6 protein-coding genes are annotated in these 12,366 nt (G+C 65.9%); all 6 read right to left on the reverse strand.

Annotated elements, in window-relative coordinates:
• Positions 1–81: 81 nt before the first annotated feature.
• The 6 genes from LG3211_RS23565 to LG3211_RS23590 all read right to left on the reverse strand — a co-directional run bounded on the left by LG3211_RS23565 (position 82) and on the right by LG3211_RS23590 (position 12,154).
• Positions 82–2,295, reverse strand: coding sequence for a M66 family metalloprotease (locus LG3211_RS23565; protein ID WP_083512955.1), 2,214 nt, complete (start codon positions 2,293–2,295; stop codon positions 82–84).
• 467 nt (positions 2,296–2,762) lie between these two features.
• The gene (locus tag LG3211_RS23570; RefSeq protein ID WP_057944980.1) at positions 2,763–4,619 is read right to left on the reverse strand and encodes an XVIPCD domain-containing protein; all 1,857 of its coding nucleotides are present in this window, start codon (positions 4,617–4,619) and stop codon (positions 2,763–2,765) included.
• Positions 4,620–4,622: 3 nt separating this feature from the next.
• Positions 4,623–5,309, reverse strand: coding sequence for a hypothetical protein (locus LG3211_RS23575; RefSeq protein WP_057944981.1), 687 nt, complete (start codon positions 5,307–5,309; stop codon positions 4,623–4,625).
• 126 nt (positions 5,310–5,435) lie between these two features.
• Complete coding sequence (locus LG3211_RS23580; RefSeq protein WP_148649125.1) at positions 5,436–6,242, reverse strand: hypothetical protein; 807 nt, start codon at positions 6,240–6,242, stop codon at positions 5,436–5,438.
• A 26-nt stretch (positions 6,243–6,268) separates the two neighbouring features.
• On the reverse strand, positions 6,269–10,162 hold the full coding sequence (locus LG3211_RS23585) for a translocation/assembly module TamB domain-containing protein (RefSeq protein ID WP_057944983.1): 3,894 nt from the start codon (positions 10,160–10,162) through the stop codon (positions 6,269–6,271).
• A 27-nt stretch (positions 10,163–10,189) separates the two neighbouring features.
• Positions 10,190–12,154 (reverse strand): autotransporter assembly complex protein TamA, encoded by a 1,965-nt coding sequence (locus LG3211_RS23590; protein WP_057944984.1) that lies wholly within the window; start codon positions 12,152–12,154, stop codon positions 10,190–10,192.
• Positions 12,155–12,366 lie beyond the last annotated feature (212 nt).

Genomic DNA, 12,366 nt, shown 5'->3' on the forward strand with positions numbered 1-12,366 from the left:
GGCCCGCGCCGCCCCCACTCGCGCATCCGTGGCCCCGGATGCGGCGGATCGGGACGCATGCCCGCGACCCGCCGCGCGCTGTCAGCGTCTGAACATGCCGTCGAACCAGGCACGCAGCACCTGATCGACCCGCGGCCGCTGCGGCGCGGCCGGCACGTGGGCGGGCGGGGCCGCGGCCGGCGTCGCCGGCAACGCGGACGGGCGCGGCGTCGAGGCGCAACGAGGTTCCGGCGCCGCCGAGCGTGGCATCACGACGGTGGCCAATTCGACGCAGGCGGCATCGTTCGCGTCGGCTTGCGCCGCGAGCATGGACACCATCGGCACTTGGCGCGACAGCAACACGGTCGGGTTGGCCGGGAAGCCCTCCCACGCCTTTGGCGTATCCAGCAGCTCGATCCGCGCCAGCGGCTTGTCGGCGGGCACGTTGACGACCCAGGTACGGAAACTGCTCTTGCTGTTGGGATTGCTGGCCTCGGCCGGCACCGCGGCGGTCGCGCCGAACCACGCACGGAACCCTTTCTGCAGCAGAACGTGCCGCGTACTCCCGTCGGCGTAGGTCGCACGCAGGGTGTAATCGCAACCGTTGTTCTGGCAGAACGACGAATAAGCACCGGCGCCGGGCACGATGCTCGCCCGTTGCGCCGCGTCGGTGGGATCGATGTAGCGCCGCAGATTGCCGCGGAAGCCCATCGGCGGATAGATCTGCGAAACCTCGGCGGTGCCGGCATAGCTGTAGGCGATGGCGATGGCCTGTACCGGCACGTCGCGCTGCTCGGGCAAGCCGAGATCGAAACCGTGCAGCCCCTTGCTCAGGGTGGTCGGCGCGACGTTGACCCAACGCCGGTCGATCCCGTCCCAGCGCTTGTAACCGCCGGGGAAAGACGCGTCGGCGACGATGCTGCCGCCGGTGTAGACGTGCGCGCCCTTGCTGTCGATGGTCGTGGTTCCCTCCAGATGGCGTTGCATCATCGCGGTGCTGTAATCGGCGAAGGTCGCGAAGCGGTAGCCGCTGGCTTGGTCGCCGGAACCGCTCGCCATCGGATCTTGCTTGACGCAACGACCTTGCGCGTCGAGCTGGCGCGGGCTGCCGTTGAACGTATCGCCCGCGCAACCGTTGTAACGCGTCGCGGTGGTCGGAACGAACGGCGCCAGGAACTGCTTGCGCGTGCTGTCGTAACCCCAGGCCGAACCGGCGAGGCTGCCGCCGACGTAGGGATACTTGCCGGCGAGGTAGGCGTCGTTCTGGTGCGGCAAGCCCATCGCATGGCCCTGCTCGTGGATGAAGATGCCCTTGTACGCGTAGTCGCCGGTGCCGGTATCGCCGCCGACCGATCCCAGCCCGCCGCCGACGCCAACCACCTTGCCGGCGGCATCGAAAGCGATCAGCGGCGAGTAGTACTGGACCGGACCGGGCGCCTCGCCGTTGGCGCCGAGCAGGTCGCCGAGAATATCCAGCGCGGCGCTCAGGATCTGGAAACCGGCTTGTTCGTCGCTTCTGCTGCGCGCCAGATAGGCCGGCCTGGTCCCGGACGGCGCGATCGACAGCGTCGGCCACACCACCCGCTGCGCGGGATGGTTTTGCGCCACCACACTGGCGACCGGCCATTTGGCGAAGATTTCATCGACCGTCGCGGCATCGGGCGCGGCAGTGGTCGCCAACGGCACCGAGTTGCTCTCGTTGGCGCCGAACAGATACAGCGGCAACACGCGCAGCAACACCGGGCTGTCGGCGCCGATCGCCGGCGCGCGGAAGCCGCCGGCGCGATAGTTGTCGGCGCGCGCGCGCAATTGCAGGCCGGGCACCAGCCATGCAGCCGGCAGGGTCGCGCTATAGCGGCCGGTCGCATAGGCCGGGCCGCCGGCTTCGGTGGCCGGAATGGAACTGGATAACGCCAGCGCGCCGAGCTGGACGCCATTGGCCCAGGCCTCCAATTGCGGATTGCCGGTATTGGTCGCCGACAGGCTCAGCAGTGCCAGGGTTTCGCGTCCACCGACCGCGTGCAGGTTTTCCGTGGCCGCCGACAGGCTCCAGCTCAGCCCGGCTTCGGGCAGCACATGGGTCTGGGCGAGTTGGAGTTCGCCGATTTCCAGCAGCGGGAGGTCCGCCGGCGGCTGCGGTGGCGCGGTCGGAGGCGTAGTCGTCGGACTGCCGGGAGGGGGCGTGGGCGAGGTGTTCGGCGAAGGAGTTGGCGTCGATGAGGTCGCGGCGTGTTTCTTGCCGCCGCCACCGCAAGCGCCCAGCGCCAACGTGATGGAAATCCCCAATGCCGCCGCAGCGAAGCGAGGTATGCGCATGATGTTGTCCCCCTGCCACGCGGGCACTCGCGCCCGCGCCGATGAATGACGAATGGATTGAGCGTGTCGGTGATCGGCCGTCGCCACCTGGCGTGATCGTCTCCCCACGATCCGGCGCGGCCGCATCATACCCATTCGTTTTTGCGACGTCGCGAGTGTTGTGCATCGCGTGTGCACGATTATGGCGCTTGCACCAGAACCACTATTTCTTCGTGTTATTCGGCACGGCCATTGTGTTCTACCCGACGCCAGGCCGAGCCGATCCGCAAGGAGGCTCTGCACGGCTTCGCTGTATCGAATCGTGCGCGACAACACCGTTCTTCGGGCCGGCTTTCCATCAAGCCCATTGATCGATGCGGTCCGTCACACGCGCGGTTCGGGCTCGATGTCGCTCTCTTGCGTGGCGACGGCTTCAACGAGCCGCGAAACGCCTCGATCGACTTACGGCGCAAGCGCCCGTCTGAACATCACATCGACCGCTTGGGTCCGCCTTGGTCCGGATCGTCCGGCCCGCGCGTGCGCGCTTGCTGCTCCGATTGGGCGATCTCGGCCTGGGCCTGGCGAATGGAGTCGGTCTGGCGATAGCGCTCTTCGGCCGGCATCGAGACCGCCTCGGCCGTGCTCATGTGGGCCTGATGCGCCGCCGGATCGGGAGAGGAGTGACCGACTCGATAGACATGCACCACCTCGCCCGCCGCCAGGCCCGCGGCCGGCTGGTTGAAGCTCGCCCGGATGTCGTCGTGGGCCGAGAACCGCTTGTCCGCGGCGAGCGTCAACAGGCTGGCGCTCATGCGCTCGCTGCCTTCGTCCCAGGATTTCCCGACCTGCCGGTCCAGTTCGCGAACGGCGCCGCGGACTTTCTCCAGCAGCCCGTGGTCGCGGTGGTCGGGGTCGTTCGGATCGCGGCGAGGTTGCTCGGGCGTCAGCGCCGGGCCGGAGAACTCCAGGGGCAGCGCGGGAATCGGGCTGAGGTGCTGATGCGTGCCGGCCGTATGTTGAAACAAACCCGCTCGAGGCGGGTTCGTGGTGGTGTCCAGGTAAGCCTGCGGTGTGCTTGCGCTGCTGGGCGGCAGGCTGATGCCGTTGCGCTCGAGCAAGTCCTCGCGCAGCTTCAACTGCCCCAGGTCGAGCTGCATCTGCGGCGCCACTCCACGCACGGCATGGGCGTAATTACGTTCAAAATGGATCGCGCGACTGACCGCGCCGGCGCCGTAGAAATTGGGATAGTCCGAATCGCCATGATGGCCGATGCCGGTGGTCTGGTGGCTCGGCAAACCCGGCGTGCCCGCGGGCGGCTTGTCGAAATAGTTTTGCGCCTGGGCGGCGATGTTGCCGGGGGTCATCGGCAGGGTGCTGTCTGGGTTGAAGGACAGGCCTGGGCGGGCTTGGGCTTGTGTCGGGCTGGTTGGGTCTTGCCGGATGAAATCCTCCGTCCTGGAGTTGCGGAGAGTCATCATGTCAGTGAGGGTGGAGTTGGGAATCGTCTGTTGCCTGTAACTGACAAGCGCGTTCCATCCGGCGATCTGTGCCTTGGCCTCGTCATCGCGGCTGGCGCTGATGAGTTGGCCAACCGGCGCGGTGTAATCGTTGACGGGATTGTTGTCGGTGGCGATGGCCTTCGCCGCGGCATCGAACGCCCGATAGGCGGCCACCTTGTCGGAGTGATTGAAAGCATGCTGGGTTTCGTGGCCCAGCACGAAAGTAAGACCTATCACCCTCTTTTGCTGAAAAAGCGCGGGAGCATGTGTTAGCTCGGCTGGGGGCAAACTGATGGTCTTGGTTTCGTTGTTATAGGTGCCGCCTGCGACCGTACCGCTGAGCGGCGCGAAATTCTCCAGCAGCATCCGGTCGTTTCGGTCCGATGGATCGACCGTCGTCGCCGCCCGTTTCATCTCCGCGGCCAGAACCGGGGACCCGTTGATGGTGAACTGCAGATTGCTCACCATGTCCTGCGATACTTGCTGGGTGGCTCCCGCGGCATCGACATAGGCGCCGTGAGCAAAGCGCAGGCTCATCTCCTGCAGGCGCAGGCTGGCGCGCAGGTCTGGGTCGGCCGCCGTTCCGCCGCTTTGGAAGCCAGTGGACGGCAGCGTCACCACGCCCGAGGCTTTGTTGTACGTGCCCGCGATATTCGGCCCCGCCCCTGCCGACGCCGGCGCGAAGCCGGTTAGCTGGCGATTGGCGGCGGCTTGGTTCAAGCGCTGCAACAGATCGGTATCGCTGGCGATGGTCGCACGCAACTGCGCTTCCTGGTCCGGCGTCACGCCCGGTTGATGGGCGAACTGCGCGATCGATGCCTGTAGTTGAGTGTTGATGGACGGCATGACTCAAGGTCCGAATGCATGAATGCTGATAGCTCTAGCGCAGGCATGGTTGAGCTTGGCATCGGGCGTATTGGCCTCGCGACGCGGGATGATCTGCACACGAACGTTGTTCCGCAAATATTGCAGTGCCAGCAGGCGCCCCAACTCGTCATAGTCGCCGGGATCGTCCCTCTTGAAGCCCATGCCTATCAGCGCCGCCTCATAGGCATTGAAATCCAGCCCACAGACTGGCTCCATGTCTTCCAGCGCTCTATCGCCCGTTTGCTCGTTCTCGTTGTTGAACTCAAAGACGGCGTTTCTGAGCGAACGATGCTTTTCATTAATCGTGTAACTGAAAACATACCGCCAGTTAGATTCAGGCAACAGGATGCTGAAAAATCCTTCATCCTTTTCTGACGGAGGACGCGTCAACGGCAATCGCATAACTTTCTGCACCCGTTCACCCGACAACTCATCGAACGACTTCAAGCTATCGATCAAGGCCAAAAAGCGACGCCCGATTTCCTCCGGCGTCAGTTCGGGATGTTCGGTCAGCGTGCTGGGCCGGTAGGGAGTGGGCGAGGCAGTGTTCACGGTGGCAACTTCCTTGGATGCTGGGACCGGAGTCTTCGGAACCGACGGATGCGCGCAGGCGACAAGCATAAGCCCGGCAAGCGCCAGCGACAGGACACGGACTATCGAATGCTTCATGGAAATCTCCGGTTAGGCCAGTCGCCGTGTCCAGATGCACAAAATTCGTGCCCTAGAGCTTGATTGCCGTTTGGTTCGACTGTTGCCGAAGATACACGACGCCTACGAAGATTGAAGGACGTCGTCTCAGGAATCGAGCGGGTGAATGCTGATCGATTCCACGCAAGCATGATTGAGCTTGGTGTCCGGCGCATTGGCTTCACGGCGTGGCATGATTTGCACCCGCACGTCGTTGCGCACGTACTGCAGCGCAAGCAGCTGACCAAGTTCGCCGTAGGATGCATGTTCGTTCTTGAAGCCCATGCCTGTCAGCGCAGCCTCATAAGCATTGAAGTCCAGGCCGCAAACCACCTCCATGTCCTCCAACAGGCCTCTGTTGATTCGCTCGTTTTCGTTTATGAATTCAAGCACCGCATTTGTATAGCGTCTGTACTTCGGATCGATTCCATAGCTGAAGCTGTATCGCCAAGCGGAATCTGGCAAGGTCATCGTCAGGAAGCCTTCATCCTTTTCCGATAGCCGAGTCAGCGGCAAGCGCATAACTTTCTGCACCCGTTCACCCGACAACTCATCAAACGACTTCAAGCTATCGATCAACGCCAGGAAACGACGCCCGATTTCCTCCGGCGTCAATTCGGGATGCTCGGCCAGCGTGCCGGGCCGATAGGGAGCGGGCGAGGCGGTGTCCGCGGCGACAACGTCCTTCAATGCCGGAACCGGAGCCTTCGCAACCGGCGGATGCGCGCAGGCGATGAGCGCGAGTGCGGCGAGCGCCAGCGGCGGGACACGGAATATCGAACGTTTCATGGCCTCCCCCTGTTTCGCCTGAACTCGTTCGCTCGCGGCGCGGGCAATCCGCCGCCTTCCGACGGCCGCGATGGCCGCGATGGCCGCGCCGCGAGCGGCGCTCCATCGCCGGATCATGAACTTCACCGCGGGCTCCCTCGCGGGGGCCAGGCCTATTTTTCCTTGCGCCAGTTGATCGAAGCGCGATTTTCCAATGTGCTCGATTCGATCTCGATATCGAAACCCTTGCGCAGCAGATACTTCAAAGTCAGCACCTGACCTGTGCCGAGCAGCGACACGCCGTAGCCGACGTACAGGCGCGGCGACAGGTATTTGCCGACGCCCAGCACCGAGCCGCCGAGCGCGCGGCTTTCCATCACGCCGGCATCGTCCAGGCCGATCTTGGCGCCGAGCTGCGAAGCCAGCAGGCCGCCGCCGGCCGACAGCGCGGCGCTGGCGGCGTTGAGCTGTTTGTTCTCGTCGCCGCTGGCCGACGACAAGGGCCGGCCCAGCGCCAGATACGCCAGCGCTTCGGATTGCGAGCTGGCCGGATCGGACCAGACGTTGACCTGCGGCGAGCTGACCCGGCCGCTGATGTCCACGCCGGCCTTGACCGCGCCGACTTCGCGCTCGGCGCGCACGTCCAGGATCGGGTCCGACACCGGCCCGTTGTTCCAGTTGAGATTGCCGCGGGTGATCTGCAGCTTCTGCCCGTACGCGGTGTAGCGGCCTTCTATGTTGAGCGCGCCGCTGGCGGTCATCTCGCGGCCGGGCTTGGAACGCACGCGCATCTGTCCGCCGAGCTTGCCGTCCAGGCCGAAGCCGTTGAGCTTGACGTCGTCGCCGATGGCCAGGGTCAGGTCGAGTTCCAGCGGCGAAGCGCCGGTGTCGTCCGGATCGACCGGATCGAGCACCACCACGTCCTCTGACACCGACACGCCCTGATCCAGGCGCTCCAGATCGATCCGTGCCGAGGGAATGGTGACCTTGCCGGTGACGTTCAACGGTTGCTTGGCCGCGTAACGCACGGTGAGTTCGGGATTGGCGACCGCGCGCAGATCGCGCGTGTCCGAAGCGAGCACGTTGCTGCCACGCAGGTTCAACACCAGCGGCGTGTCGTCGCCCTGCCAGCCCAAGGTGCCGTCGATGTTGAGCGTGCCCTCGCCCGAGCGCAGGCTGCCGGCGATGCGCGCGCTGCCGTCGGGCTGCGCGTCCAGGCGCACGTCGCCGTCTTGCAGCACGATGCCGAGCGACGGCACTTCGGTGGTGAACTGCGACAGCCGCGCCTGTCCGCCCAGCAGCGGCTTGGAACGCGTGCCGGCCAGGCTGATGCGGCCTTCCAGCTTGCCCTTGGGTTCGACGATGTCGGGCGAGAACAATTCGATCCAGGTCAGTTCGTCGGTGTCGACCGCGACATTGCCCGCCAGCGGCGCGTACGCGTCCCAGCCGGTGCTGACCGTGGCCTCGATGCGGCCGTCGTCGTTGAAGCCGGCCTTGAGCTCGGCGTTGAGTTTGTTCGGATCGAAGCTGGCCTTGAGCGAGAGCTCGTTGTAGCGCACCAACTCGCGCCGCGAGCGCTCGCTGAACTTCAGGCCGCCGCCGCTGGAGCTGAGGTTGAACTGGCCGCGCCAGGCGTTTCCGGCCGGGCGCAGTTCGCCGTCAAGAGCGATTTCGCCGCGCAGAATCCACGGCCGCTTGTCGCTGCGTTCGGGCAGATACGCCTGCGCCAGCAACAGCGGCAAGCCCTGGCCCTTGAGCTCGACCCCGCGCCGCGGCCAATCGGCGCTCGCGCACAACGAACCGCCGCTGCTGGAAGCCAGACACGCATTGGTCAGCGCGCCGTTGCGCCCGTCCCAACGATATTGCGCGGGCTGCTGCAACTTCCACGACGCGCCCTTGCTCGGCGCAAGTTGCAGCGACGCCAGCGCGCCCTGCCAGGTCGCGCCGCGTTTTTCCGCATGGCCGGACAGATCGAGATTGGCCACCTCGCTGCGCGCCTGCAACTGCAGCTGCAAGGCTTCGACCGCGCCGTGCGCATCCACGCTCAGCGACGACAGTGCGATGCCGGCGTCGAGTTCGCTCGCGCGCAGCGCCAGTTCGCCGCCGCGGCCGCGCCAGGGCAAACGGCCCTTGGCGCTGAAACTGGCGGCCTTGTAGTCGCCGTACTTCAAGCCGCTGCCGGTCAGGTCCGCGTCGATGTTCGGCGCATCGTGCGCGCCGGTCAGCTTCACCGTGCCGTTGAGGCTTCCGGCCGCGCTCGGCAGCAGATCGTTGAGCTGCAGCGGCGCGAACTTGGCATCGACATCGATGGCTTGCGCGTACTTGCCCTTGGCTTCGATGCGGCTGCCGCCGAGGGTCAGGGCGACATCGCCCTCAAAGCCGTCGTCGCTCTTGCCCGGCGCTGCGCCATGCATGAGGAAGCTGCCGCGGCCGCCGAGCGGTCGATCGCGCAGGCGCCCGCCGAGCTGATCGGCATTGGCCTTGATCTCCAGGCCGCCGTCGTCGCGAGTGGCGCCGGTGGTGGCGATCTTGCCGTCGATGGCGCCCTTGAATTCCGGGGCGAAATAACCCGGATCGAATCCCGACAGCGTGGCCTTGAAATCCCAGCCCAGCTTCGGCGCCCAGGCGACATCGCCGCTGCCGTCGAGCAGGCCGGTCGGCATCTTCGCCTTCAGCGTTTTCAAGGTCATGCGCTGGTCGTCGCCGCGACCGTCGAACTCGATCGTCGCCGCCTGCTTGTCGCGCAGCAAACGGGCCTCGCCGATCGCCGCCCAGGCCTTGACCGTGCCGGCGAAGCCCAGATCGGCGCGTTCCAGCGTCACCGCCGGCGTGGTGGGTGTCTGCGGCGCCTGCGAAGGCTTGGCGACCGACTTCAACGTTGTCGGCGCGGCCTTGCCGCCCCAGGTCAGGCCACGCGCGTTGATCGAAAACTTGAACTGGCCGTTGTCGGCGTCGGTGAAATCGGCGTGGCCGCGCAGGGTCGCGGTGCCGTCGAACAGTTTCAGCGCCAACGACTGCACATCGAGCACCTGATCCTTCAGCGACACCTTCGACGGCAGCACGGTCACGGCCAGATCGCCCTGGCGGAATTCGCCGCTCAGATCGGCCTTGCCGCCGACGCCGGCTACATCGAAGCGCAAGGCCATCGGCGTGTCGCTGGGTTTCGCATCGGGCGAAGTCAGCAGGCCGATGTCGAGCGCGTCGCTGCGCGCATGCACTTGCCAGGTCGGATCGTCCTTGCCGCGCAGCGTCGCGGTAATGTGCACCGGTCCCGGCGCGGCGCCGCCCACGGCCACGTCCATGCGCGACAGATCGCCGCGCGCGACCAGACCCAGACGCGGCGGCGTGCGGCCCACAGCGCTGGGAAGCACGGCGGTGGCGACCAGTTCGGTTTTAAAATCCTGGCGCGGCTGATAATCGCCGTGCACGGTGAAATGGCCGCGATCGGTGATCGCGTCGATTTTTTCCACATGCAGCTTGCCCGACTGCGCATCCAGGCCGCCGCGCAATTGCCGCACGTCGATGATGTGCTCGCCGCCCTGGCTGACCTTGAAGCCGTCGATGCGCACGTCGTCGGCCTGCACCGCCAGCGGCGGCTCGATCTGCGGCAACACTTCGGGCCAGCGCGGCAGTTCGAACGGCTCGTCGCTTTTTTCGATGTCCAAGGTGGCGTTCTGCACCTGCAGCGCATCCAGCCGCAGCTTGCGTCCCAGCAGCGGACGCAGGGACGGATCGATGTAGATGCGATCGGCGGTGAACACGGTTTTCTTGTAGGCGAAGCGCACGCCGCGCAAGGTCAGCGGACCCGACACCGGGCCTTCAGCGGCCCGCCAGCTGAAACTGGAGTCGGCCGGCAGGCGCGCGACGATTTGCGCCAGCAACAGGTCGCGGCCGGCGATGGTGGCGATCAGCCAGTACACCGCGAAGGCGATCAACAAGGTCAGCGCGGCGGCCGCCAGGCTGCTGCGCCAGGCCCAGCGTTTGGCGGCGGCGCGGCGGCGGCGGCGGCGTTCGAGCAACAGCTCGTGCGCGCTCGGGGTCTGCGAAGGCGGGGGCGTATCGCTCATGTGTTGCCGGTTCGTCCTTGCCGCGCCTTACAGATCGGCGCCGATATTGAGATAGAGCTGGAAGCCCGAATCGGGGTGATCCAGGCCGCGTGCGATATCGACCCGCAACGGGCCGACCGGAGAACGCCAGCGCACGCCGACGCCGACGCCGGTGCGCATGTCCGGACTGTCGTCGAAGGCGCTGCCGCTGTCCACGAACACCGCCGCGCCCCAGCTTTCGTTGAAGTACTGCTCGAATTCGACGCTGCCGGTGATCACGTTCTTGGCGCCGAGCGCGAAGGCCTTGCGCCCGGGAATGGCCGGAATGCGCGGGCCGACCTCGCGCCATTCATAACCGCGGATGCTGCGATCGCCGCCGGCGTAGAAACGCAGCGACGGCGGCAGATCGACCAGGGCGTTGGTGAAGGTGTGGCCGAGTTCGCCGCGGGTGATCAGGCGGCTGCGCTCGCCCAGGCCCTTGTACCAGCGCGCGGTGACCTGCGCCTGCAGGAAGTTGGCGTCCGAGCCCACCGCCTCCAGGCCGCCGCGCAGCAGGCCGGTGGCGCTGATGCCGTTGCGCGGATACAGGCGGTCATCGGCATCGATGAATTCGGCGCGCAGCGAGGGATACAGGAAGGTCGCGGTGCGGTAATCGACCGGCGTGGTCGGATCGTTGTCGTCTTCGTCGGCATAGGCCCAGCGCTCGCGCAGACCGTGCAGCGAGGCGGTCGCGGTCCAGCGCTGATTGATCTTGCCGCTGCGGCTGGCGACCAGTTCGATGCGGCGCGAATCGATGTAGTCGGTCTGTTCGTCGGCGCCTTGCAGACTGAAGGTGTACCAGCCGTCGAGCCAGGCGAAGGCGGGGATGCGGTACTGCAAGGTCGCGGTCTTGCGCCGCTGGGCGAAGTCGATCTGCGCCAGCGCCTTGTGGCCGCGATCGTTGATGTAGCGACGCTCCACACCCAGGCGCACGCCGGCGCCGCTGTCGGTGCCGTAGCTCAGGCCGGAGGTGTAGATGCTGCGCTTGGCCGGGGTCAGCGTGACCTTGACCGGAATCTGCCCGTCGACGGCGTTTTCCGGCTGCGGCTCGATATCGATGCTGGAGAAATAATCCAGCCGCGCCAGCGATTCGCGAAAGGTGTCGAGCTTGCGCTGGTGGTAGTAGCTGCCCTGTTCCCAGTACACCAGCCGTTCCAGCAGGCTGTCGCGGATGATCCGCTTGGGCGTCTGCTCGAAGCTGATCGGGCCCATGTCGTAGCGCTGGCCGCTGGTCCAGACCAAGTCAATGGCAGCCGCATGTTCCGCGCGAGTAATTTCCACCCGCCGCGAAGAGAAATCAGCATCGAAGTAGCCACGTTCCGCTAACCGCCGGCTGATCTTGGTCTTGCTGGCCTCATAGGCGGCGTGGTCGAACACCTGGCCCGGGCCGGGCCGGAACGCGGCCAGGTCCTGCTTGAGATAACGGTCGTCGCTGCCTGCGCCGAGGATGGCGATGTCGGAACGGCGCACCTTGACCGGTTCGCCCTTGTCCACGGTGATGATGACGGTGATCGGCGGCGAGGCCGCGCGCGCCGCGGCGGTGGCGGCCGGATCGGCGACGGTGCCGACCGGGCTCGTGGCGGGATCGCCGGCGGCCGGCGAATCGGTGGCGGCGGCGGTGGCGGCATCGGCCGGGTCGGCCGGCGCGGTCGGATCGGTGCCGGCCGGGGTGGCGATGCGCCGGGTTCCGCGCGAATCCTCGATCTTGATGGTCGGCGAGTAGTAGCCGAACGGCTCCAGCGCCTCGCGGGTCTCGTTCTCGGCCTCGCGCAACAGATAGCCCAGGCGGCGCCCGGACACGTCCTTGTCGATGGTGTCCACCAGGGACAACGAAACCCGGACGTTATGAGTCATGGCCTCGTCGAGGCCGCGAATCTCGACCTTGCCGACTTTGGCGCCCCAGGCGGGGCCGACGGCCCCGAACCCCGCTGCGAGAGTGGAAAAGGCAAAAAAAAGGCGGGGGATCAATGGCATAGCGACCAGAATAACCGGTTGGCGCGGACGCTGCTTGCCGATCCTGGCGTCAAACTTTGCACATTCGTTGCATCCAGCGTTAAGAAGTCGTAATTTCGGTGCCGGGGGAACTGGCCGCAAGCGCGGGGGGCTGCGCTGCTGGCACTCGGAATCTCCTAGATAAAAGACCGTCCCGCCCTTCCACAAAGGAAGTCACAAGGTAGGGAAGCAAT

Origin of the sequence: Lysobacter gummosus (assembly GCF_001442805.1) — a bacterium.
Lineage (GTDB): Bacteria > Pseudomonadota > Gammaproteobacteria > Xanthomonadales > Xanthomonadaceae > Lysobacter > Lysobacter gummosus.